Here is a 21,849-nt window from a genome sequence, read left to right on the forward strand (position 1 = left end):
GCGGCCGCACGGTTTCCGCCCGGGATCAGCGACAAATCGAGCGGCCCCGGGGGAGCGTTGTTTGGCTTGGCGACGAATCTCTGCCGAGCCTCGGCGGTGGCAATCGCGGGCCTCCCCGTGCTAGAGCGCCGGCCATGATCGCCGATATCCGCGCCTCCGCCCTTCGCACCGTTGCCACCGAGCGCGCCGGCCTCGACGCGCTCCATGACGCGCTCGCCGACGGGCTCGGCCAGCCCTTTGCCGATGCCGTCGCGATGATCCGGGCCGCGAGCGGGCGCGTGATCGTCTCAGGGATGGGCAAGTCCGGCCATGTCGGCCGCAAGCTCGCCGCGACGCTGGCCTCCACCGGCACGCCCGCGCATTTCGTCCACCCGGCAGAGGCGAGCCATGGCGACCTTGGCATGGTGCAGCCGGAGGATGTGGTGATCGCTCTGTCCTGGTCGGGGGAAGCGGCAGAACTCGCCGCGCTCGTCGGCTATACCCGGCGCTTCCGGGTCGGGCTGATCGCCATCACCGCCAATCCCGAGAGCACGCTCGGCAAGGAGGCCGATATCGCGCTCGTGCTGCCCAAGTCCGCGGAAGCCTGCCCGAACGGGCTTGCGCCGACGACCTCGACGACCATGCAGATCGCGCTGGGCGATGCTCTCGCCGTGGCGCTGCTGGAGGCACGCGGCTTCTCGCGGCAGGACTTTTTCGTCTATCACCCCGGCGGCAAGCTCGGCGCGCAGCTCAAGACCGTCGAGAGCATCATGCATCGCGGCGCCGAATTGCCGCTGATCGGGCTCGACACGCTCCTGCCGGACGTGATCGCGATGATCTCGGAGAAGAGCTTCGGCTGCGCCGTCGTGATGGATCTGGACGGCAGGCTTGCCGGGGTCGTCACCGACGGCGATCTGCGCCGCAAGGCGGCGATGGGCGGCGGCGGCTCGCTGCGCGCCCGCGATATCATGACGGCAAACCCCCGGCGCATCGGGCTTGATACGCTCGCCGTCGAGGCGCTGGAGCTGGTTAACCGCATGCGGATCACCGCGTTGATCGTGGTGGACGAGCAGGACAGGCCGGTCGGGCTGGTACATGTCCACGACCTGCTGGCGATGGGCGTGGCGTAGTCTTCGCGCATCATGCTCGGGCTTGACCCGAGCATCTCCTGACGCGGAGGCTGCGGAGCTTGTCTTGTCCAGGATTCTCGGGTCTGCGCTTCGCTGCGCCCGCAAATGACGATGCGGTTCGTTTCGCGCGAAGTGCTCTTGCCACGGGCACACTGCGACCTATCTGAAGCTGTAGAGACTATAGCTTCAGAGGGAGCGCCATGGCTGCACTGGACAAGCTCGAACGCGTAATGCCGATCGGCACCCTTGCCGAGCGCACCGGCGTCAAGGTCGAGACGATCCGCTACTACGAGCAGGTCGGCCTGCTGCCGCCGCCGGAGCGGTCCGAGGGCAACCAGCGCCGTTACGGCCGGCGCCATGCCGAGCGGCTCGCCTTCATCAAGCATGCGCGCGATCTCGGCTTTGCCGTCGACAACATCCGCACGCTACTCAGGCTCTCCGACACGCCCGGCATCGCCTGCGACGAGGCGCATGCGATCTCCGTCTCGCATCTCGAAGAGGTGCGGGACAAGATTGCGAAATTGCGCTCGCTGGAGAAGGAGCTGGAGCGGATCGCCACCACCTGTTCGGGCGGCGTCGCGGCCTGCGACTGCGCGATCATCGAGGCGCTGGCCGACCACGGGCAGTGCGACCATGCACGCCATTGAAGCTGGCCAGCGGCCTTAAATGTCGATTGCCCCTCGTTTCAGGAGCGGAAGGGTTTAAATAGGCATCGTGCCGAGCGGCCTTTTGCGCCGCCACGGCGGTTCTGTGGGAGGGCGCGCTATGCCGGGATGGCCCATGCCGAAGGGAGGGCAGCCCCGAACGGGGAACAAATCCCGATTCTGCCGGAGTCCGCGATTCGGCCTCGCTTCGTTCCAGAGGCGTTCTCGCCAGACCCGTTCCTGATTCCCGTCCACGCTCCCGCCCGCATGGGCGGGCGAGATGATCGGCTCCGTCGCCTTGCTTCCGTTTCGTTCGCTGCCGCCCGCCGCCCGCGCCCATGGCGTCACCGCGGTCCTAGGCCCCACCAATACCGGTAAGACCCATCTGGCCATCGAGCGCATGGTCGCTCATCCCACCGGGATGATCGGCCTGCCGCTGCGCCTGCTCGCGCGCGAGGTCTACCAGCGCGTGGTCGACAAGGTCGGCCCCGAGGCCGTGGCCCTCGTCACCGGCGAGGAGAAGATCAAGCCGGAGCGACCGCGCTTCTGGGTCTGCACGGTCGAGGCGATGCCGCGCGACCTCGCGGTCGATTTCGTCGCGATCGACGAGATCCAGCTCGCTTCCGACCTCGACCGCGGCCATGTCTTCACCGATCGGCTGCTCAACCGCCGCGGCCGGGCCGAAACCATGCTGATCGGCGCGGCGACCATGCGCCCGCTGATCGAGCAGCTCATCCCCGGCGTCAACGTCGTCACGCGCCCGCGCCTCTCCAGCCTGACCTTCGCCGGTGACCGCAAGATCACCCGGCTGCCGCCGCGCTCGGCCATCGTCGCCTTCTCGGTCGAGGAGGTCTACGCGATCGCCGAGCTGATCCGCCGGCAGAAGGGCGGGGCGGCCGTCGTGCTCGGCGCGCTCTCGCCGCGCACCCGCAACGCGCAGGTCGATATCTATCAGTCCGGCGATGTCGACTACCTCGTCGCCACCGATGCGATCGGCATGGGGCTCAACCTCGACGTCAATCACATCGCCTTTGCCGCCGACCGGAAATTCGACGGGCATCACTACCGCAAGCTCAACCCGGCCGAGTTGGGCCAGGTCGCCGGCCGCGCGGGGCGGCATTTGCGAGACGGCACCTTCGGCACCAGCGGGCGCTGCCCGCCCTTCGACGCGGAATTGGTCGAGGCGATCGAGAATCACCGCTTCGAGCCGGTGCGCCAGATGCAGTGGCGCAATTCCGACCTCGACCTGCGCTCGATCGCCGGCCTCCTCGATACGCTCAATATCCAGCCCTCGGAACCCGGCCTGACCCGGGCGCTGATCGCCGAGGACATGACGACGCTCGAGGTGTTGGCGAGAGACCCGGATGTCGCGTCGCTGGCGCATGGGCGTGCTGCGGTCGAGCGGCTCTGGGAGGTCTGCGGCCTGCCCGATTACCGCAAGATCTCGCCGATGCAGCATGCCGATCTTGCGACCACGCTGTATCTCAGGCTGATGCGCCATGGTCGGCTCGACGCCGACTGGTATGCGGTGCAACTCGCCTCGCTCGACCGCACCGATGGCGAGATCGACACGCTCTCCGCCAGGATCGCGCAGGTCAGGACTTGGACCTATGTTGCCAATCGTCCTGACTGGTTACCTGATCCTGAGCATTGGCAGGGCATGGCTCGTCTTGTAGAGGACAAACTGTCGGACGCTCTGCATGAGCGTCTGGCCCACCGATTTGTCGATCGGCGCACCAGCGTGCTGATGCGCCGCTTGCGGGAGAATGCGATGTTGGAGGCTGAGGTCACCGCGACGGGCGACGTGCTCGTCGAGGGCCAGCATGTGGGAATGCTGCAGGGCTTCCGCTTTACGGCGGACCCGAAGGCGGGAGGCGCCGAGGTCAAGGCGCTGAACCTGGCGGCGATGAAGGCGCTCGGCGCCGAGATCGAGTCGCGGGCGGCGCGCGTCGTGCTGGCGGGCGATGATGCCTTCGTGCTCTCGCATGACGGGCTGGTCCGCTGGACGGGCGAGCCGGTGGCGCGCCTCGTCGCCGGCGAGAAGGTGCTGGAGCCGCGCCTGCGCCTTCTCGTGGAGGAACACCTCTCCGGCGGAGCGCGCGAACAGGTCGAGGCGCGCCTCAATCTCTGGCTGAAGAATCACATCACCCGCCTGCTCGGCGCGATCCAGATCCTCGAAGCGGCCGAAAGCGTCACCGGCATCGCGCGCGGCATCGCCTATCAGACGGCCGAGGCGCTCGGCGTGCTCGAGCGCTCCAAGGTCGGCGAGGAAATGAAGGCGCTCGATCAGGAGGGCCGCGCCGCGCTGCGCCAGCTCGGCATGCGCTTCGGCGCTTTCCACATCTACATGCCGGCGCTGCTGAAGCCGGCGCCGCGTGCGCTCGCCGCCCAGCTCTGGGCGCTGAAGCATGGCGGGCCGGAGACGGCCGGGCTCGACGATATCGCCCATCTGGCGGCGTCGGGGCGCACCTCCTTCCCGGTCGACAAGGCCGTGCCGAAGGGGCTGTATCGCGCGGCGGGCTACCGCGTCTGCGGCGAGCGGGCCGTGCGCGTCGACATTCTGGAACGCCTCGCCGATCTGATCCGCCCGGCGATCGCCTACCGCCCCGGCGCCACGCAGGGCACCCCGCCCGCCGGCGCTGCCGATCAGGACGGCTTCGTCGCCACCGGCGCCATGACTTCGCTCGTCGGCTGCGCCGGCGAGGACTTCGCTTCGATCTTGCGCTCGCTCGGCTATGTGTCGGTGAAGCGTCCCGGCCCCGCGATCACGGTGCCGCTGGCGCCGCCTCCGGCCGCGACCGAGCCGGCACGGCCGGTTGAGGCTGGTGAAGCGGCCCCGGAAGCGGCATCTGCCGAGGGCGATGCCGCGGAAGTCTCCCCCGAGGCCGAGGGTGCGGGCGAGCCGGCTGCGGCGCTGAACGCCGATGCGCCGGCGGGCGGCGAGGCGCCTGCCGTCGAGGCTCAGGCCGCCGAGGCTCCGGCGGTCGAGACGGCTGCCACGCCGATCCTGACCGAGGCCGAGACCGAGCTGGAGCAGGAGCGCGAGCCGGATCCGGCCGACGCGCTCGTTGCCCTGCCGGTGGCGGCCGAGGCCGTCGAAGCGGCCTCCGTCGAGGTTGCTGCCGCTGAAGTTCCCGTCGCTGAGACCGCGTCGGCAGAGCCGGAGCTCATCGAGGTCTGGCGGCCGCATCGCCATCAGGGCGGCCGCCGGCCCGAGCATGGCCAGCGCGGCCGGCATGACGGCCCGCGCCGCGAGGGCGAGCGCCGCGGCGGCGACCGCCCGCAGCGCGAAGGTCGTCCCGGCGGTCCGCGTCGCGACGGACGCCCCGAGAACCGGCCGGCGGCAGCGGCGGCTGGCGAAGGGGCGGCACCGCAGCGCCAGGAGCGGCCGCGCCACGACGAGCGTCCCCGCCACGATGAGCGTCCGCGGCGTGACGATCAGCAGCCGCGGCAGGGGCGTCCCGAGGGCGGTCGTGGCCCGCGGCCGGACTTCAAGCGCGAGGGCCGTCCCAGCGGTCCGCGGCGAGAGGAGCGGAACAACGAGCGCTTCCAGCAGCCGCAGCGTTCGCGCCCGGCCAATCGCGAGCCGGATCCAGATTCGCCTTTCGCCAAGCTGGCCGCCCTCAAGGCACAGCTCGAAGGCAGCAAGAACTGAGCGAGCCGGGGAGGCGCTGACCGCTTGCAGGAGCACCGCCAACGCCTCGACAAATGGCTCTGGTTCGCGCGCTTCGCGCGGACCCGGCCTTCTGCTGTGCGTCTGGTGGAGGACGGCCATGTCCGAATCGAGGGGCGGCGCGCCGAGAACCCGGCGCAGGGCATTCGGGTCGGAGCGGTGCTGACCCTCGCGCTGCCGCACGCCACCATGGTCGTGAGGGTCCTGGGCTTTGCCGAGCGGCGCGGCCCCTTCGAGACGGCGCGGGAGCTCTATGAGCGGCTCGACGGGGGCAGCGGCGATGCGCCGCTTGCGGAGGCGGACGGCGAGGTCTAAATCCGCGCCCTGCCATAGGTGGGCGCCGGAATCCGGCTGGGGATGAAAATCGTCTCCACGGTGCCGTCGAAATGAAAAATCGTTCTGCCGAAGATCACGAAAACAGCCTTGAAACCTGCGCTGGGCAAGGGTTTATGGGGCTGTTTAGAAGCGTTGGAAGGGCCGACCCATGACCTATGTGGTCACCGAGAACTGCATCAAGTGCAAGTACATGGATTGCGTCGAGGTCTGCCCGGTCGACTGCTTCTATGAAGGCGAGAACATGCTCGTCATCCATCCCGACGAGTGCATCGACTGCGGCGTCTGCGAGCCGGAATGCCCGGCCGAGGCGATCAAGCCCGACACCGAACCGGGCCTCGAAAGCTGGCTGCAGCTCAACGGGAAATATGCGTCGAGCTGGCCTAACATCACCCAGAAGAAGGAGCCGCCTGCGGACGCAAAGGCGTTCGACGGCGTGGCTGGAAAGCTCGAGATGTTCTCCCCGGAGCCGGGCGAAGGCGACTGATTTAGACCCTCGCACGACCCCTGCGCTGCGTTAACCACGGCTTTGCCATGCCTTCACGAGGGAACGCCCATCGGCGTTTACCTTTGATTCGGCGTGTTTTTTGTGCTACAAGCTAGCCGCAGTCGAATTGGTTCCGCATGCCCCTGCGAGATTTCCACAAATGGGGTGCCCCCAAAAGATCGGAACGACATGATCACCGGCCTCAGAGCCGGATTTTAATTGTCGTTCTTGTCCGGGGCGAATGAAACAGTCGACTAGGGAGCGTGAAGCGGTGCCTTTTCAGCGTCGCGTCAGGCGGAAAGTCTCCGGCCAGCCGGACGGAGACAGATCATCGCGTGCTCGCGTCGAGCGGGCCGGTCAGGAGTCGTAACGGCATGTCCACTGTGAAGAAAGCTGTTGTGCGCCAGGGTTTCAAGACGGGCGAGTACGTCGTCTACCCGTCCCATGGCGTCGGCCAGATCACGGCGATCGAGGAACAGGAAGTCGCAGGCTTCAAGCTTGAACTCTTCGTGGTCAGCTTCTCCAAGGACAAGATGACGTTGCGGGTCCCCACCGCGAAGGCGGCCAGCGTCGGCCTGCGCAAGCTCGCCGACGCCGAATCCGTCGGCAAGGCGCTGACCACGCTCACCGGCCGCGCCCGCATCAAGCGCACCATGTGGTCGCGCCGCGCGCAGGAGTACGAAGCGAAGATCAATTCGGGCGATCTCGTCGCCATCGCCGAGGTCGTGCGCGATCTCTACCGTTCCGAGGCACAGCCCGAGCAGTCCTACTCCGAGCGTCAGCTCTATGAGGCCGCTCTCGACCGCATGACCCGCGAGATCGCGGTGGTCGACGATGTCACCGAGACCGAGGCGCTCAAGAAGATCGAAGGGCAGCTCGCCAAGTCGCCGCGCCGTGCCGGCAAGGCCGAGGCGGCCGATGCCGATGCGGATCTCGAGAACGACAACGAAGATCTGCAGGAAGAGGCCGCCTGAGCGGCGTTTTTCCTTCCAGGATGCGAAACCCGGCGGGCGACCGCCGGGTTTTTTGTTGGCTTGATCGGGGTCATCGGCCCGTCATGCTCGGGCTTCGGCCCGAGCATCTCTCGCCGGAGAAGGCTCCGGCAGCTTCTCATCACGAGATTCTGGGGTCTGCGCTGCTCTCTGCCCGAGAATGACGCTGGCCCTCTCACGTCGTACCCGTTCCCGCCTTGAGGAAGGCGACCGTCCGCTGCCAGGCCTGCTTGGCTGTCGCGGCGTCGTAGCGCTCGGCGCTGGTGTCGTTCATGAAGGCGTGGTCGACATTCGGATAGACGATCGCCTCGAACGGAATGCCGGCTGCTTTCAGCGCCTTCTCGTAATCGGGCAGCATCTGGACAAGGCGCTTGTCGCGCGCGGCCTGCTGGATCAGGAGGCGGGACTTGATCAGCGGCACCTTGGCGAGATCAGGCGAGCGCCCGTAGAAGACGACACCGGCGGCAAGCTCCGGCGCGGAGACGGCGAGATCGTTGACCGCGCCGCCGCCCCAGCAGAAGCCGACGGCCCCGACCTTGCCGTTCGCGTCCGGGCGGGAGGCGAGGTATTTCAGGGCCGCGCGGCCCTGTTGGATGACGGCGTCCGTGGACAGCTGCGGGAAGAGTGCGCGGGCGGCGTCGGCATCAACAGGTGTCCTGCCGAGAGGGGTGAGAAAATCGAGCCCTAGCGCGGTAAAGCCTTCCAGCGCCATGCGCCGGGTGATGTCCTCGATGTGAGGGTTGAGCCCACGGTTCTCGTGGATCACGAGCACGCCGCCGTGCTTGGCCTGGGCCTTCGGCGTGACGAGATAGCCCTTGAGCGTCACGCCATCGACGGTGGTGTCGAGGCGCGATGCCGTAATGCGGGCATCGTCGGCCGAGACCTGTTCGGCCCGTGCGTAGTTCGGCTCGAGCACGGCCAGCGCCGCTTCCGCCGCGGCGGCGGAGCCGGCAATCGCCAGGAGTCGGTTGAAGAAGACGCGCCGGTCGAGCGGCTTGTGGGTGTATTCGTCGTAGAGTTCGACGATCCTGCGATCGAGTGCCATATCCGCTCCCTCTGGCGTTATGGCGGCGATCATAGCGGCGGATTCGCCGCTTGCAGGAGGCCAGCGCCGAAACTCGCGGCCTTGTGAGGAGCGGTTACTCCGCGACGATCTTGTAGCGCTGGCCCGGCATCAGCGCGGTGTTGCGGTCGAGCCCGTTCAGGAGCTGGAAGAGCTCGCCGGGGCGGTCCTGCTCCGGCATGCGCTCGGCCATGCTGGCGATGCTGTCGCCCGCCTCGGCCGCGACCAGCCGGATGACCATGGGCCGCACAGCCTGTGCCTCGGCCGGGGTCAGGATGCGGAAGCTTTCGGCGATGGCACGCATCGCCCGCTCGGGATCGCTCGCGCCGCGCGCGGCGAGGATGAAGCGGTAGACCCGCTCGCCCACCTGCACGGCGGCGAGGCGGAACATCCAGTCCGTGCCCTTGCCATGGGCGATCACGGCCGGCTGCCCGCCGATCTCGATCTTCTCGATGCCGGTCGTCTCGACGCCCTCGATCCAGCCGGCTGCGACATAGGATTCCAGGGTCTGGCCACTCTTCAGCGTCACCGAGTCGAAGCGCAGCGCCTGGGAGCCGCTGGCGCTGACGCCGATCACCATGTCCTGCGCCGCTTCCAGGCTGAAGCCTTCCGGCGCCGTGAAGCCGATGCGCAGGGTGCTGTTGAGATAGCGCCGGCCGCGCACCACGCCGTCGCGCGGATCGTCGCCATAGGCCAGGCCCTCGATCGCGTTGAGCCAGCGATTGGCATCGTGCTCGCCGATGCCCGGAGCGCTGATCTGGCGGGCCGCATTGGTCACGGCGGCGATGCGCTCGGGCGTCTGCGGGTGGCTGGAGAGGATGTCCAGTCGCTTGTCGTCGGCGCTCTGGTTCTGGCCGCTGCTGCGGAAGGCGGTGTTGCGGCCCAGCGTCGCCAGGAAGCGGCTGGCGCCATAAGGATCGTAGCCGGCCCGCGCGATGTTGCGCACGCTGATCTGGTCGGCGGTGAGTTCCTGCTGGCGCGAGAACCGGGCCAGCGAGAGCTTCGAGCCGGCCTTCACCGCTGCGCCCTGGGAGGGGTCCTTGAGGACCTGCGAGACGACCTGGCTCACCAGCGCCGATTCCGCCTCCTTCTCGGCGCGCTCGACGGCGTGCTGCGCGGTGACATGGGCGATTTCATGCGCCAGGACCGAGGCGATCTCGGAGGTGTCGTTGGCAAGCACGAGCAGGCCGCGGGTGACATAGAGCCGGCCGTTGGGCAGGGCGAAGGCATTGACCACCGGCGAGTTCAGGATGGTGATCTCGTAATGGCCGATCTGGCCCTCGCCGGCCTTGGCGAGCCGCTGGACGACCTCGTCCAGCGCCGCCCGGGTCTTGGGCGCGCGATATTCGCCGCCGAAGGCGGAAAGTAGGCGCTGATGCTCCTGGTCCGCAGCGCGCTGGACCGTGTTGATGCGCGGAGCGATCTCGTCGCCCGAGCCCGCCGGCGCGAGCGGGCTCTGGTCGCCGAGGCAGCCGACGAGCAGCAGGCCGGGCAGCATAATGGCCGCCAGCCGCTTCGAATGCCGCGAGAGCGATGTCCGCCAGAGCTTCAGCATATCCTCAGTCGATCAGTTCCAGCGCCGCACGGGATGTCGCCTCCAGCAGGAGGCCATCGCGTCCCGACAGGACGCCATAGGCGCGCACGCGTTTACCGCCGAGGTTGCCCGCGGTCCAGCCGGTGCCCTTCAAATCTCGCCACAAGGCCCGCGAGACGACGATCGAAGCTGCCTCCCCAGGCCGGCGAGAGAAGTTCAGATAGGTCCGCTGGGAGCGTTCGCCGACAGAGGCGATCCTGCCTTCCAGCATGACGTAGCGTCCTTCCTGCGCTTTTACAGCGGCGAGATCATGACCGTCGATGGCCATTGGCCGGGAGGGTGAGGGCGAGGAACTTAACGCTGCCTGAACGGGCGCGACCGGGCAGGGCGACGCCAGCGGCTCGGCGAGCGGAAGGGCTGCACCATCGCGTCGGAGAACGAGAGCCAGCTCCTGCGGCTCTCCGCCCGGGCGATCTGCGGGGATGAACAGCTTCGACGGCCAGCGTCCCCAGCGGTCGGGCTCGCCGACGACGGCGAGATCGAGCGAGCGGTCGCGGAACGGTTCCAGCCCGGCGCGAAAGCGCGCAGCCTCCTCACCGCTCTGACGCGGCGCCAGCCCGATCAGGCGCAGCGTTCTGCCATCGCTCAGGACCGGGTCGCCGGCGGCGTTGAGACCGGCCAGCCGGGCGGCCGTGGTTTCCATCTGCTGGGCGGCTGCGCAATCCGATGCCGCCGCGGCCGGCATGTTCGGCAGCGCTGCGATCATGACAGTTGCAAGAAGGGACTTCACCCGCATCGCGATTATGCTACACGAGTTTTTGTGCGTCCCGGTAGCTCAGCAGGATAGAGCAACGGTTTCCTAAACCGTAGGTCAGGGGTTCGAATCCCTTCCGGGACGCCATGGATTCTACATACGTCATTGAATTATATCGTGAATTTTGGGGTTGATTCGCGACATCCAACATTTGCCCCAACGCCGTCCGAGGCTAGCTGATGCCGAGCGCGAGCTAGGCGAGCGTCCTTCACCAGCTTCTCCAGGGGGAAGCGCGCGACGCAGCGGTTGCCGCTGATCTAGTCCGACTTCGTGGTCTGACGCGATGGCCGCCGCTCAGTCGTGCCTTTGCGGAGATGGCGACGCATGGCGCTCAGGACAGGCAGCCATCGCCGCAGCATTGAGAGCCGATACATGACCAGCGCGCTCGCCCGTCGCCTCGATCGACTGAAAATTGCGCGGAGGCCTCGTATCCCGCTGCGTTGCCTCGTCCTATGCGAGACGATGGACGAGAACCGCGCCGGGTATCGCCGCGTCTTCGCGGAAGGGCGGATCACAGAGCGCGAGCCCGTTCTGATCCTCAATCATTCCGCGGGCTCTCAGCGAACCCTGCAGGTCGGCGAGCGCTTGATTTCTGATATCCGCGAGTGAGATCCAGGGCTATTTGAAGCCCGGACGCCGCCGCGACTTCTTGTTGATCTGTGCTGCGAGCCCGGCCTGTTTGACATTGGCCTCTTTCGCCAAACGGAGCCCGCGCAGTTTGAGCATGTTGTCTTCGCGCTGCTGGGTTAGCTTTTCCGTTTCGGACATGATCCTCGCGTGAGAGAGAGCCCGGGTCTGGATCTTCAAGAACTGATTGTCGGCGGTTAAGCGCTGCTTTGAAATTTCGAACATCATGATTTCCATTCATGTTTGGATTGAAAAGCAAAAAGGCCGAGCAGGTGCCCGGCCTTTCGAGTGGCTAAAGTCGCTGGTGCCAGTACATCCGTGGTCAACGGCGACGATTGCCTAATCACGCAGTCTGGAGCTGTTCCGCGGCCATCTTGCCGGAACGGTTGTCGCGAGCGACTTCGTATCCGAGCTTCTGGCCTTCCTGGAGGTCCCGCATGCCAGCGCGCTCGACGGCGGAGATGTGCACGAACACGTCCTGGCTGCCGTCATCGGGCTGGATGAAGCCGAAACCCTTGGTGGAATTGAACCATTTCACTGTGCCGGTGGTCATGAAAAACCCTCCTTTTGGCAAGACCTGTCGCTCGCCGACAGAATGTTCGACGAGTTCAGAACGATTTCGAAAGGGGGAGTTTATCAGAGCCGCGCCAAAAGCGCGAAAATAACAACGGCCGTCCAAGCAATCTCGATGAGGATATATCTATTTTATTTTGGAGAGGATTTCAATTAGTTTTCCGGGGTGATCTCTTTTATTTATTTTCTTGATCACTTTAACTGTCAGATCGGAGGGCGTTTTCCGGCGAAAATTTCTCTGCATCGCAACCCCATTCAGGCACGTCGCGAGGCATGGAATAGCTGGCGTGATGAAAAGGACCTGGCGGGAGCTGTCAGCCTTGAAAACCGCGTTTTGGGCGGGCGGATTCCCCTTTCCGGCGCGGTGTTCTAAGCAGATCGCATGGAGACGATTTCGCCGCATGAGCTCTTCCCCCATGTCCGCATCGTCATGGGCATGGTCATCGGTCTCGGCATCACCCGGATGCTGACCGGCATCGCCAGCTTCATCCAGCATCCCGACCGCTATCGCCTGTCGCTGCTCCATTTGCTCTGGGTCGGCTCGATCCTGCTGGAGCTGGTGCTGTTCTGGTGGTGGGAGTTCGGGCTCTCGCGTATCCCCGCCTGGAGCTTCGGAATCTATCTCTTCCTGATCGGCTACGCGGTCGTGCTTTACCTGCTCGCTGCGCTGCTCTTCCCGGACAACATTTCCGAATATGCGGGCTACGAGGACTTCTTCATCAAGCGCCGGCGCTGGTTCTTCGGCCTGCTGGCGACAGCCTTCCTGCTCGATATCGTCGATACGCTGATCAAGGGCACCGAGCGCTGGAGCCAGCTCAGCGCCGACTATCTCGTGCAGGTGCCGATCGGGCTGCTGCTTTGCCTCGTGGCCTTCATCTCGGCGCGGCGCTCCGTCCATCTTGCGCTGGCGTCCGTACACATCGCCTATCAGCTCTACTGGCTCGGGCGCGTCGTCTACACGATGGGCTGAGCGCTGCCGACGAGAGCATTTTCGAGCGAGGCGGACGCCCGCTTCGCGTGGGAAAACTGCGACGTAGCGGTCGGTTGGAGCGATTCTGCGATTCGGGAAAGCGCGGCGATGCGGCTCAGCCCTGTGCGAAGGGCGCGAAATGCCTGACGACCTGGCGGTAGACGCCCTGCTTGAACGGGATGATCAACTCCGGTGTCTCGTCGAGCCGCGCCCAGCGCCAGGCGTCGAATTCGGCCTTGTGGCCCCCGGCCGGGGTCAGGATGTTGATCTCGTCATCGGCACCTAGGAAGCGGAAGGCGAACCATTTCTGCGCCTGCCCGCGCCAGCGGCCTTTCCAGGCTTCCTTGCCGATATAATCAGGCAGGTCGTAGCTCAGCCAACCCGGGGCTTCGGCGAGCAATTCGACGGATGTGACGTTGGTTTCCTCCGCCAGCTCGCGGCGGGCCGCCTCCAGCGGCGTCTCGCCCTTGTCGATGCCGCCCTGCGGCATCTGCCAGGCATGGCCCGGCGCGACATGCTCACGCTGGGTCTTGTTGGCGCGCCGGCCGACGAAGACCAGCCCTTCGGTGTTGAAGAGGGCGAGCCCGACGCAGGGACGGTAGCCTTCGGGAGCGCTCTCGGTCATCGCTGTGGTCCGGTTGAAACTGATCCGGTGGTCTTGGGATTGCGGAAGCCGCGGGCTGCGCTGACCGGCACGAGCGCGATCTTCTTGGCTTCCAACGACTGAGCCCAGCGATTGATCCGCTCGATCGAGACCGGCAGGGCACTGGCGGCGGCGACGACGACGCCCTGATCGCGCGCCAGCGCCTCCAGCGTCGCGAGTTCCTTGTCGATGGCATCGGGGCGAGTGACGGCGTCGACGACCCGATCGATCTTGATGGCGGGGATCTGGGCGCGCGTGGCGGAGCTGGCGAGAAGGCTGCGCGCCGAGGAGCCGTCATCGATGACCATGAGGCCACGGCCGGCGAGCTCGCGCAGGAGCGGAGACAGGGCATTTTCATCGGAGGTGAGGCGCCCGCCGAGGAAGTTGACGATGCCGACATAGCCGGTGAAGCGGCCGAGCGACCAGTGCAGCTTGTCGATATTGTCCGAGGCCTTCGGGCCGGTCAGCAGCGTGTGCGGACCGGGATCGTTGTCCGGATAGTCGAACGGCTCCATCGGCAGCTGCAGGAAGACCTCGTGGCCTTCGCCACGGGCGCGTTGGACGGTGCGCTCGAGCTCGGTGCCATAGGGCGCGAAGGCCAGCGAGACCGGCCCCGGCAGCTTGGCGATGGCGTCGGCCGTGCCGGTCTGGCTGATGCCGAGGCCGCCGACGAGCAGGGCGATGCGTCCGGCCGGTTTGACCGAAGGCTCCGGGCCGAGCGGGCGGGCATAGATCTTGGCCGGAGTCGCGCCATCCGGGCCGAGCTTGGGTAGCAGGCCGTAGCGGCTGCGCTCCACCAGACGATTGTCGGGGGCCGGCGCGAGCTTGATCGCGCCCGCTTCATCCGGGACGGTGATGATGATCGCGCCCGGTGCATCCTCGCCCGCGCGCACGACGGTCACGCCGGCGCTGTTCTCGAGCTGGGCAGCGCTCGCCGGGCCGCGCGCGGCAGATAGCGCCGCGTCGGAGCTCGGCGGGGCGGAGGAAACGGGCGCGGCGCGCTTTTCGATGGCCGCATAGCCGACCGGCTCGCCGCCATCGGGGTCGCGGCGCAATGCGGCGACAAGCACGAGACCGAGGATCACGCTGCCGACACAGCCGGCCGCAGCAGTCGCAAGCCAACGGCCCCACGGTTTGCCGGAAGGCACGGCTCGATCCTGGCCGAGCGGCCGATTGAGCTCCGTCAGCGGCGTTCCGGCCAAAGTCAGCCGTCCTCAAAGTTGCGCCGCGGGCCCGAATCAGTGGCCCGCGCGCTAGTCTTGTCGCCTAAGCGGCCCGGCGTCGAGCCCGAAGGCTCCCGTCAGGGCTCAGTTCTTCGGCGCTTCCGGGGCCGCGGGGGTCGGCGCCGTCGGCGCCGCCGGGGCCGGGGCGGCCTCGGTCGCCGGCTTCTCGACGATCTGGGCGGTGTCCTTCTTGATGCCGCGCAGCTGGTTGAAGGCGGCGATCAGCTGGGTGTCCTTCGCCGGATCGTTCGGGACGTAGGAAGCGGAGCCGGACTGCTCCTCGCCCTCGCCGGCCTTGAGATGGCCCTTGAGCGCGGCTTCGCCCTTGTTGTCGACGAGCTTGTCCTTGATCTCCTGCGGGATGTCCTGCTGGACCTCGATGTCCGGCGTGATACCCTTGGCCTGGATCGAGTTGCCCGACGGCGTGTAGTAGCGCGCCGTGGTCAGACGCAGGCCGCCATTCGAGCCGAGCGGGATCACCGTCTGCACCGAGCCCTTGCCGAAGGAGCGCGTGCCCATCACGACCGCGCGCTTGTGGTCCTGCAGCGCGCCGGCGACGATCTCCGCCGCCGAGGCGGACGAGCCGTTGATCAGCACGACGAGCGGCTTGCCCTTTGTCAGATCCCCCGACTTGGCGTTGAAGACCTGGGTCTCCTCGGCGTTGCGGCCACGGGTCGAGACGATCTTGCCGCGCTCGAGGAAGGCGTCAGAGACCAGCACGGACTGGTCGAGGCGCCCGCCGCGATTGTTGCGGAGGTCGATGACATAGCCCTTGAGCTTGTCCTGGCCGATGTCGTTCGAGAGCTTGTCGATGGCCTTGCGCAGGCCGTCATAAGTCTGCTCGGAGAAAGTACCGATGCGGATATAGCCGATATCGCCTTCGACCCGCTCCTCGACCGCGGGCACGACGATGGTCGAGCGGGTCAGGGTGAATTCGAGCGGGTCGGTCTTGCCCGGCCGCTCGATCTTGAGCGTGACCTGGGTGTTGATCAGCCCGCGCATCTTCTCGACCGCCTGGGTCAGGGACAGGCCCTTCACCTCGGTGCCGTCGATCTGGCGGATGATGTCGTTGGCGAGGATGCCGGCCTTGGAGGCGGGCGTGTCCTTGATCGGCTTGGCGACCTTGAGGACGCCGTCCTCCATCGTCACCTCTATGCCGAGCCCGCCGAACTGGCCGCGCATGTCGGTGTCCATATCGCGGAACGCCTTGGCGTCGAGATAGGACGAATGCGGGTCGAGCGAGGAGACCATGCCGTTGATGGCGGCCTCGATCAGCTTCTGCTCGTCGGGCTTGTCGACGTAATCGGTGCGGATCTTCTCGAAGATGTCACCAAAGAGGTTCAGGCTGCGATAGACCTCGGCCGAAGCGGCGACAGCGCTGGTCGAGCTGAGCAGCCTGGTCTGAGTGGCGAGTCCGGTCAGGCCCGCGCCCATGATGGCGCCGGCGAGAACGAGGGAAACCTTGCGCATCATCCGCGAACCTTTTCGCCTTGCGATTTCGTCCACCACGGAGTCGGGTCGACCGAAACACCGTCTTTTCTGAATTCGATATAGAGGACCGGCTGCCCGGTTCCTACTCCTACTGTCGTCGCGGCAGCTTCCGATGTTTCGCCCATCGTCGCAACCGGTTCCCCCGCCAGGACGAACTGATTGAGCGCGACATCGATCCGCTGCATGCCGGCAAGCAAAATGTAGTATCCACCCCCTGCGTTCAGGATCAAGAGTTGCCCGAACGAACGAAACGGCCCCGCGTAAACAACCCAACCGTCAGAAGGCGCCGAAACTAGGGCGTTCGGCCGGGTTTCCAGTGAAATTCCGCGAATTGTGCCGCCGGCGCCGTCGGCGTCGCCAAAACCACGCAATCGTGATCCCGCGACAGGCAGCGAGAGCAGTCCCTTGGCGTCGGCGAAGGCGATCTTGGGGGCGAGGCGCGCCGGGTCCTTGAAGGCGAGCGCCGTCATGCGCTCGCGCTGCTCGCGCGTCTCCTGCTCGATGGCCTGGCGGGCCGCCTCCGCCGCCCTGTTGGCAACGGAGATCTCCTTCTCGATCTTCTCGACGAAGTCGCGCATCGAGCGGGCCTGGCCGGCGAGTTCGTTGCCGAGCGCGCGCTGGGCTTCGACATCCTTGGCGGCGCTGGCTTCGCGCGCGCGCCTGGCATCGATCAGCGACGCCAGCCGCTGCCGTTCGCCTGCGAGCTGCTCCATCTCCGTGCCGATCTTGAGCTTCTCTGCGGCGATGTTGGCGCGCAGCCGCACCAGCTCGCCGAGATCCGTGGCGAGGATTTCGATCTCCTGGCGCAGATCGGGCACGACGGCGCCGAGCAGCATCGAGGCGCGCACGGCTTCGAGGATATCCTCCGGCCGCACGAGCACTGCAGGCGGAGGGGCCCGGCCGATGCGCTGCAAGGCGGCGAGCACTTCTGCGATCAGGCCGCGCCGACCCTCGAGGGAGCGGCGGATCGCCGTCTCGCTGGATTGCAGCAGCGCGAGGCGCTTCTCCAGCGCACCCAGCCGTTCCTCGCCGGCCTGCGTCTTCGCGGTGGCGTCGAGCAGGGCGTTGTTGAGCGCGGCACGGTCGGCGCGGATCGCGGCGATTTCTTTTTCAAGCCTGGCGCGGGCGTCGGCGTTTCCGGCGAGGCGTTGCTCGATCGCCTTGAGCTCGGCTTCGCGGGCCTGTTTCTCGACGAGCTTCTGCATCGCCTCGCGCGACAGGGCCTCGGGATCGGGCGTGCTCGTCTGAGCGAAGGCCGGCGCAACGAGCGGAGCAGCCAGCAGAGCGGCGAGGCTCAGAAGGCGCAGCCCGGAGCGAATCAGCGGCGCGGCGAAGGTCATGCGCGATGATAGGGGTGCCCGGCGATGATCGTCATCGCCCGATAGAGCTGTTCCAGCACGAGCGCCCGGACGATCTGGTGCGGGATGGTCAGCGCGCCGAAGGCGAGCGTGATGTCGGCCTTGTCGCGAATCTCCTCGCTCAAGCCGTCGGCGCCGCCGATGATCAGGCTGGCATGGCCGGTTCCGGCGTCTCGGGCGGCGGCAATCCGGCTGGCGAAGGCTTCGCTGCCGAGCTGGCGGCCGCGTTCGTCGAGCGCGATCACGAGGCCGGGCAGCGCCTTGGCGAGGATCGCCTGCGCCTCTTCGCGCTTGCGCTCCTCGGGGCGCCGGCCCCGGCTTTCGGCGATCTCGACGATGTCGAGTCCGCTCAGGCCGATGCCGCGCCCGAGCGCGACCCCGCGTTCACGATACCGCTCGCAGAGCTCGCGTTCCGGCCCATCCTTGAGCCGGCCGACGGCGATGACAGCGAGCCGCATCCGCGAACGACGTCAGCTATCGAGGCGTTCGTTCGGCCGGTCGGTGCCCCACATCTTCTCGAGATTGTAGAATTGGCGCACTTCGGGTCGGAAGACGTGGATGATGATGTCGCCGGTATCGATCAGGACCCAGTCGCAGGCAGGCATGCCTTCGACGTTCGGCGTGGGAAGTCCGGAGCCCTTGAGGGCTTCGATCAGGGCATCCGAGATGGCGGCGACATGGCGGTTGACGTTGCCGGACGCGATAATCATCGCGTCGGCCAGCGACGTCTTGCCAACGAGGTCGATCACCGTGATGTCCTCGGCCTTCATATCCTCGAGGACACGTTGCGCGAGGGCGATGCTATCGGCAGAGGGATTTTCCGAGATAGCGGCCTGGGGAAGCGGCTTCGGCTCGGCCTCACCAAGGGTTTGACGGGTCAGTGACGTATCCTCTCGATCCAGACGCACTCTCGGCGCGACACAGGCAAAATAAGCCGGGTAGCCTCGGAATTCAATCGCGGCCGGCCTGAAGGCGCAGCATGGTGGAGGATAACGTCGAGCGCTTGCCGTGCAGGAAAACCCAGGCCGGAGGCCGGGAGCGGGGCAGACTCGCAGCCTGATTTTCCGAAATGCGCCAGCGCGACAGCCAGTTGGCGGCGGGCGAGGCCATGGCGCTGTGGGTCGAGCCCGGCCGGTCGATCACCGCAATCGGCATCATGCGGGCGATTGTCCGCCACTCCGCCCAGCGGTGGAAGCCGGCGAGATTGTCGGACCCCATGATCCAGACGAAGTTGACGCCCGGGCAGCGTCGCTTCAGCGCGCGCAGCGTGTCGGCGGTGTAGCGCGTGCGCAGCGTCGCCTCGATGCCGGTGACGTTGATGCGGGCATGGTTGGCGACATCGCGCGCCTGCCGCAGGCGCTCGCCGAGCGGCGGAAGCTTCGCATTGTCCTTCAGCGGGTTGCCTGGGGTGACCAGCCACCAGATGCGGTCGAGCTGCAGGCGTCGCAGCGCCGTCAGGCTCGCCAGCCTGTGGCCGTCATGGGCAGGGTTGAAACTGCCGCCGAACAGGCCGATGCACAGGCCCGGCGCATGGGGCGGCAGGCGCAGATGCTCGCTCGTCATCCGTGCTGCACGGCTCAGGGGCGCGTCTGGCCCGCGCCATGGACGCGGTACTTGAATGAGCAGAGCTGCTCGACGCCGACGGGGCCGCGCGCATGCATGCGGCCCGTGGCGATGCCGATCTCGGCGCCGAAGCCGAACTCGCCGCCATCGGCGAACTGGGTCGAGGCATTGTGGATGACGATGGCCGAATCGACCTCTGCCAGGAAGCGGGCGGCGGCGGCTTCGTCGGCGGTGACGATCGCGTCGGTATGATGCGAACCGTAGCGCTCGATATGGTCGATTGCGGCTTCGAGCCCCGGCACGACCTTCGCCGCGATGATCGTGTCGAGATATTCGGTCGCCCAGTCTTCCTCGCTGGCGGGCGTCACGCGCGGGTCGACGGCCCGCACGGCCGCATCGCCGCGCACGGCGCAGCCGGCATCGAGCAGGGCTCTGACGAGCGGGGCGAGATGGGTCGCCGCACAGGCCTGGTCGACGAGCAGCGTCTCGGCCGCGCCGCAGACGCCGGTGCGGCGCAGTTTGGCGTTGAGCAGGATCTCGCGGGCCATGGCGAGATCGGCCTTCGCGTCCGCATAGACATGGCAGTTGCCGTCGAGATGGGCGAAGACCGGCACGCGCGCCTCGCTCTGGACGCGGGCGACGAGGCTCTTGCCCCCGCGCGGGACGACCACGTCGACGTTCCCGTCAAGGCCGGTAAGGATTTCACCGACCGCAGCGCGGTCGCGCGTCGGCGCGAGCTGTATGGCATCGCCCGGCAGGCCGGCGGCCTCCAGCCCCTCGCGCATCGCGGCTGCGATCTCGGTCGAGGAGCGGAAGGAATCCGAGCCCGCGCGCAGGATCGAGGCATTGCCGCTCTTCAGGCAGAGCGCGCCGGCATCGGCTGTGACGTTGGGGCGGCTCTCGAAGATCACGGCGATGACGCCAAGCGGCGTGGCGACACGCTCGAAGCGCAGTCCGTTCGGCCGCGTCCATTCCGCCAGTACGCGTCCGAGCGGATCGGGCAGGTCGGCGACCTCGGCGACGGCATCGGCAATGGCGGCGAGGCGCTTCTCGTCAAGGGCGAGGCGGTCCATGAAAGAGGCGCTGAGACCCGCCGCTCTGCCGTCGGCGAGATCTTGAGCATTCGCAGCGAGGATGCGGGCGCTGCGGGCGCGCAGCGCATCGGCCATGGCGATGAGGGCGGCGTTGCGCTGCTCGGTGGGGCTGAGCGCGACCTTGCGTGCGGCGGCGCGGGCGCGCCGGCCGACCTCCTGCATCACGAGCCGGACATCGCCGGTCTCGTTCGTCGCGATGATGCGCAATGCGCTGTCGCCCGTCATCTCACCCAGCCCAAAAACCCCGCCGGCAAAAGCCGGCCCGGAAGAAAGCTTAGCCTAGCCCGAGCGCCATGTCGTCCCGGTGGATCATCTCGGCGCGTCCGGGGTAGCCGAGCGCGCTTTCGATGTCCCGCGAGGCCTTGCCGAGCACGAGCGCGGCCTCGGCCGCATCATAGGCGACGAGGCCGCGCCCGAGCAGCTGTCCGTCGGGATCGCGGATCAGCACGGCGTCGCCGCGCGCGAACTCGCCTTCGATGCGGGCAACGCCGACCGGCAGCAGGCTGGCGCCGCCGCGCAGAGCGCGTGCCGCGCCGGCATCGACATGCAGCGTGCCGCGCGGCTCCAGCGTGCCGGCGATCCAGGTCTTGCGCGCCGTCGCGGGTGTCGAGGCGGAGAGGAACCAGGTGCAGCGCCCGCCGGCGGCCACGCTCGCCAGCGGATTCTTGGCTCGCCCGTCGGCGATCAACATGTGGGTGCCGCCTGCAGCGGCGATCTTGCCGGCCTCGATCTTGGTGCGCATGCCGCCGCGTGACAGCTCGGAGGCCGCGCCGCCGGCCATGGCATCGATCTCCGGCGTGATGCGCTCGACCACGGGGATATGCCGCGCGCTCGGGTCCTTGTTCGGCGGGGCCGTATAGAGCCCGTCGATATCGGAGAACAGCACCAGAAGGTCGGCGCCGGCCATGGTTGCGACGCGGGCGGCGAGCCGGTCGTTATCGCCATAGCGGATCTCGGTGGTGGCGACGGTGTCGTTCTCGTTGATGACGGGGATGGCGCGCAGGTCGAGCAGGCGCCCGAGCGTCGCGCGCGCGTTAAGATAACGGCGTCGCTGTTCGGTATCGGCCAGAGTCAGCAGGATCTGCCCGGCGGTAAGGCCGTGGGCGGCCAGCGCCTCGGCCCAGTTGCGGGCGAGCGCGATCTGTCCGACGGCGGCGGCGGCCTGGCTCTCTTCCAGCCGCAGCGGGCCCGAAGGCAGGTTGAGCACGGTGCGCCCGAGCGCGATCGCGCCGGAGGAGACGACGAGCACGTCGGCTCCACGCTGGTGCAGCTCGGCGAGATCCTCGGCGAGGGCGGCCAGCCAGGCATGGCGCAGGCGGCTGCGGGCCCGGTCGACCAGCAGGCTGGAGCCGACCTTCACGACGATGCGGCGGAAATCGGAAAGCGAAGGCGTCTTCACGGGACACACGATCTGTTGCAGCGACCCCCTGCCTGTTGGGGAAAACCCGGCGATTGTAAAGCGGTGGGACCATCGGGGCCGGCGTGCCCGGCGTGCATCTGCAGTCGATCCCGTTCTCTAACGGGTCAAGGTCTGGCAGCTTGGTCCTGAGCGGTTGATGCCGTTGGGTGCCTGCGTTCTCTGCGTGCTCATCGGCACTTGATGGGGTCAGCTGGGTGCAAGGTGGCTTGGTTGAAAGCGCAGTCGGCCGACCTGGTCG

The 21,849-nt window shown here is 67.2% G+C and carries 22 protein-coding genes and 1 tRNA gene; 9 read left to right on the forward strand and 14 right to left on the reverse strand.

Annotated features, from left to right (window positions below):
• Positions 1–134: 134 nt before the first annotated feature.
• From AC1DE3_RS25990 to AC1DE3_RS26015, 6 genes are all read left to right on the forward strand, one after another.
• A complete protein-coding gene (locus tag AC1DE3_RS25990) occupies positions 135–1,109 on the forward strand; it encodes a KpsF/GutQ family sugar-phosphate isomerase (protein ID WP_476780646.1) in 975 nt (324 codons plus the stop codon).
• Between the two features lie 200 nt (positions 1,110–1,309).
• Complete coding sequence (locus AC1DE3_RS25995; RefSeq protein ID WP_441509666.1) at positions 1,310–1,756, forward strand: MerR family transcriptional regulator; 447 nt, start codon at positions 1,310–1,312, stop codon at positions 1,754–1,756.
• Positions 1,757–2,033: 277 nt separating this feature from the next.
• Positions 2,034–5,408 carry a helicase-related protein gene (locus AC1DE3_RS26000; protein WP_476852894.1) on the forward strand — a complete coding sequence of 1,125 codons (3,375 nt, stop codon included), beginning with the start codon at positions 2,034–2,036 and terminating at the stop codon, positions 5,406–5,408.
• A gap of 24 nt (positions 5,409–5,432) precedes the next feature.
• Positions 5,433–5,741, forward strand: a complete 309-nt coding sequence (locus AC1DE3_RS26005) for an RNA-binding S4 domain-containing protein (RefSeq protein ID WP_476852895.1) — start codon at positions 5,433–5,435, stop codon at positions 5,739–5,741.
• Positions 5,742–5,910: 169 nt separating this feature from the next.
• Positions 5,911–6,246 (forward strand): ferredoxin FdxA, encoded by a 336-nt coding sequence (gene fdxA, locus AC1DE3_RS26010; protein ID WP_441509663.1) that lies wholly within the window; start codon positions 5,911–5,913, stop codon positions 6,244–6,246.
• 374 nt (positions 6,247–6,620) lie between these two features.
• Positions 6,621–7,220, forward strand: coding sequence for a CarD family transcriptional regulator (locus AC1DE3_RS26015; RefSeq protein WP_441509662.1), 600 nt, complete (start codon positions 6,621–6,623; stop codon positions 7,218–7,220).
• 193 nt (positions 7,221–7,413) lie between these two features.
• Here AC1DE3_RS26015 and AC1DE3_RS26020 read toward each other — a convergent pair whose 3' ends face one another.
• The 3 genes from AC1DE3_RS26020 to AC1DE3_RS26030 form a co-directional block, all read right to left on the reverse strand.
• Complete coding sequence (locus AC1DE3_RS26020) at positions 7,414–8,283, reverse strand: dienelactone hydrolase family protein (protein ID WP_476852896.1); 870 nt, start codon at positions 8,281–8,283, stop codon at positions 7,414–7,416.
• Positions 8,284–8,377: 94 nt separating this feature from the next.
• Positions 8,378–9,856, reverse strand: coding sequence for a M48 family metalloprotease (locus AC1DE3_RS26025; RefSeq protein WP_476780649.1), 1,479 nt, complete (start codon positions 9,854–9,856; stop codon positions 8,378–8,380).
• A 4-nt stretch (positions 9,857–9,860) separates the two neighbouring features.
• On the reverse strand, positions 9,861–10,631 hold the full coding sequence (locus tag AC1DE3_RS26030; RefSeq protein ID WP_476852897.1) for a hypothetical protein: 771 nt from the start codon (positions 10,629–10,631) through the stop codon (positions 9,861–9,863).
• A gap of 28 nt (positions 10,632–10,659) precedes the next feature.
• On the opposite strand from AC1DE3_RS26030, the gene AC1DE3_RS26035 reads away from it, so the two are divergent.
• Together AC1DE3_RS26035 and AC1DE3_RS26040 are read left to right on the forward strand one after the other, a co-directional pair.
• Positions 10,660–10,736: transfer RNA gene (locus AC1DE3_RS26035), tRNA-Arg, on the forward strand.
• 285 nt (positions 10,737–11,021) lie between these two features.
• Positions 11,022–11,258: a hypothetical protein gene (locus tag AC1DE3_RS26040; protein WP_476780651.1), complete on the forward strand. Its 237-nt coding sequence runs from the start codon at positions 11,022–11,024 to the stop codon at positions 11,256–11,258.
• 9 nt (positions 11,259–11,267) lie between these two features.
• Here AC1DE3_RS26040 and AC1DE3_RS26045 read toward each other — a convergent pair whose 3' ends face one another.
• Positions 11,268–11,504 (reverse strand): hypothetical protein, encoded by a 237-nt coding sequence (locus AC1DE3_RS26045; RefSeq protein ID WP_441509657.1) that lies wholly within the window; start codon positions 11,502–11,504, stop codon positions 11,268–11,270.
• A 115-nt stretch (positions 11,505–11,619) separates the two neighbouring features.
• Positions 11,620–11,829, reverse strand: coding sequence for a cold-shock protein (locus tag AC1DE3_RS26050; RefSeq protein WP_038358045.1), 210 nt, complete (start codon positions 11,827–11,829; stop codon positions 11,620–11,622).
• A 402-nt stretch (positions 11,830–12,231) separates the two neighbouring features.
• Here AC1DE3_RS26050 and AC1DE3_RS26055 point away from each other — a divergent pair, with 402 nt between their 5' ends.
• On the forward strand, positions 12,232–12,819 hold the full coding sequence (locus AC1DE3_RS26055) for a hypothetical protein (RefSeq protein ID WP_476780652.1): 588 nt from the start codon (positions 12,232–12,234) through the stop codon (positions 12,817–12,819).
• A 115-nt stretch (positions 12,820–12,934) separates the two neighbouring features.
• Here the strand turns inward: AC1DE3_RS26055 and AC1DE3_RS26060 are convergent, their stop codons facing one another.
• The 9 genes from AC1DE3_RS26060 to proB form a co-directional block, all read right to left on the reverse strand.
• On the reverse strand, positions 12,935–13,444 hold the full coding sequence (locus AC1DE3_RS26060) for an RNA pyrophosphohydrolase (RefSeq protein ID WP_476780653.1): 510 nt from the start codon (positions 13,442–13,444) through the stop codon (positions 12,935–12,937).
• Positions 13,441–14,610 (reverse strand): divergent polysaccharide deacetylase family protein, encoded by a 1,170-nt coding sequence (locus AC1DE3_RS26065; protein WP_476780654.1) that lies wholly within the window; start codon positions 14,608–14,610, stop codon positions 13,441–13,443. Before AC1DE3_RS26065 ends, AC1DE3_RS26060 begins: the two co-directional genes overlap by 4 nt.
• A 159-nt stretch (positions 14,611–14,769) precedes the next feature.
• Positions 14,770–16,155: a S41 family peptidase gene (locus AC1DE3_RS26070; protein ID WP_476780744.1), complete on the reverse strand. Its 1,386-nt coding sequence runs from the start codon at positions 16,153–16,155 to the stop codon at positions 14,770–14,772.
• Positions 16,155–17,516: a murein hydrolase activator EnvC family protein gene (locus tag AC1DE3_RS26075; protein WP_476852898.1), complete on the reverse strand. Its 1,362-nt coding sequence runs from the start codon at positions 17,514–17,516 to the stop codon at positions 16,155–16,157. Before AC1DE3_RS26075 ends, AC1DE3_RS26070 begins: the two co-directional genes overlap by 1 nt.
• Positions 17,513–17,992, reverse strand: coding sequence for a 23S rRNA (pseudouridine(1915)-N(3))-methyltransferase RlmH (gene rlmH / locus AC1DE3_RS26080; RefSeq protein WP_476780656.1), 480 nt, complete (start codon positions 17,990–17,992; stop codon positions 17,513–17,515). The genes AC1DE3_RS26075 and rlmH overlap by 4 nt, the downstream gene beginning before the upstream one ends.
• Before the next feature lie 12 nt (positions 17,993–18,004).
• Positions 18,005–18,361 (reverse strand): ribosome silencing factor, encoded by a 357-nt coding sequence (gene rsfS, locus AC1DE3_RS26085; protein ID WP_441510107.1) that lies wholly within the window; start codon positions 18,359–18,361, stop codon positions 18,005–18,007.
• A gap of 124 nt (positions 18,362–18,485) precedes the next feature.
• Entirely contained in the window at positions 18,486–19,097 is a 612-nt protein-coding gene (locus AC1DE3_RS26090; protein ID WP_476780657.1) for a nicotinate-nucleotide adenylyltransferase, read from the reverse strand.
• Between the two features lie 14 nt (positions 19,098–19,111).
• Positions 19,112–20,353 carry a glutamate-5-semialdehyde dehydrogenase gene (locus AC1DE3_RS26095; protein ID WP_476780745.1) on the reverse strand — a complete coding sequence of 414 codons (1,242 nt, stop codon included), beginning with the start codon at positions 20,351–20,353 and terminating at the stop codon, positions 19,112–19,114.
• A 112-nt stretch (positions 20,354–20,465) separates the two neighbouring features.
• The gene (gene proB / locus AC1DE3_RS26100; protein WP_441509649.1) at positions 20,466–21,590 is read right to left on the reverse strand and encodes a glutamate 5-kinase; all 1,125 of its coding nucleotides are present in this window, start codon (positions 21,588–21,590) and stop codon (positions 20,466–20,468) included.
• Positions 21,591–21,849: the final 259 nt, after the last annotated feature.

The organism is Allobosea sp. 10L417 (assembly GCF_056395485.1).

Excerpts from the sequence above, each read along its gene's own strand:
- AC1DE3_RS25990 (WP_476780646.1), top strand. The coding sequence starts at position 135 with ATGATCGCCGATATCCGCGCCTCCGCCCTTCGCACCGTTGCCACCGAG.
- AC1DE3_RS25995 (WP_441509666.1), top strand. The coding sequence starts at position 1,310 with ATGGCTGCACTGGACAAGCTCGAACGCGTAATGCCGATCGGCACCCTT.
- AC1DE3_RS26000 (WP_476852894.1), top strand. The coding sequence starts at position 2,034 with ATGATCGGCTCCGTCGCCTTGCTTCCGTTTCGTTCGCTGCCGCCCGCC.
- fdxA (WP_441509663.1), top strand. The coding sequence starts at position 5,911 with ATGACCTATGTGGTCACCGAGAACTGCATCAAGTGCAAGTACATGGAT.
- AC1DE3_RS26015 (WP_441509662.1), top strand. The coding sequence starts at position 6,621 with ATGTCCACTGTGAAGAAAGCTGTTGTGCGCCAGGGTTTCAAGACGGGC.
- AC1DE3_RS26020 (WP_476852896.1), bottom strand. The coding sequence starts at position 8,283 with ATGGCACTCGATCGCAGGATCGTCGAACTCTACGACGAATACACCCAC.
- AC1DE3_RS26025 (WP_476780649.1), bottom strand. The coding sequence starts at position 9,856 with ATGCTGAAGCTCTGGCGGACATCGCTCTCGCGGCATTCGAAGCGGCTG.
- AC1DE3_RS26030 (WP_476852897.1), bottom strand. The coding sequence starts at position 10,631 with ATGCGGGTGAAGTCCCTTCTTGCAACTGTCATGATCGCAGCGCTGCCG.
- AC1DE3_RS26040 (WP_476780651.1), top strand. The coding sequence starts at position 11,022 with ATGACCAGCGCGCTCGCCCGTCGCCTCGATCGACTGAAAATTGCGCGG.
- AC1DE3_RS26045 (WP_441509657.1), bottom strand. The coding sequence starts at position 11,504 with ATGATGTTCGAAATTTCAAAGCAGCGCTTAACCGCCGACAATCAGTTC.
- AC1DE3_RS26050 (WP_038358045.1), bottom strand. The coding sequence starts at position 11,829 with ATGACCACCGGCACAGTGAAATGGTTCAATTCCACCAAGGGTTTCGGC.
- AC1DE3_RS26055 (WP_476780652.1), top strand. The coding sequence starts at position 12,232 with ATGGAGACGATTTCGCCGCATGAGCTCTTCCCCCATGTCCGCATCGTC.
- AC1DE3_RS26060 (WP_476780653.1), bottom strand. The coding sequence starts at position 13,444 with ATGACCGAGAGCGCTCCCGAAGGCTACCGTCCCTGCGTCGGGCTCGCC.
- AC1DE3_RS26070 (WP_476780744.1), bottom strand. The coding sequence starts at position 16,155 with ATGCGCAAGGTTTCCCTCGTTCTCGCCGGCGCCATCATGGGCGCGGGC.
- AC1DE3_RS26075 (WP_476852898.1), bottom strand. The coding sequence starts at position 17,516 with ATGACCTTCGCCGCGCCGCTGATTCGCTCCGGGCTGCGCCTTCTGAGC.
- rlmH (WP_476780656.1), bottom strand. The coding sequence starts at position 17,992 with ATGCGGCTCGCTGTCATCGCCGTCGGCCGGCTCAAGGATGGGCCGGAA.
- AC1DE3_RS26090 (WP_476780657.1), bottom strand. The coding sequence starts at position 19,097 with ATGACGAGCGAGCATCTGCGCCTGCCGCCCCATGCGCCGGGCCTGTGC.
- AC1DE3_RS26095 (WP_476780745.1), bottom strand. The coding sequence starts at position 20,353 with ATGCAGGAGGTCGGCCGGCGCGCCCGCGCCGCCGCACGCAAGGTCGCG.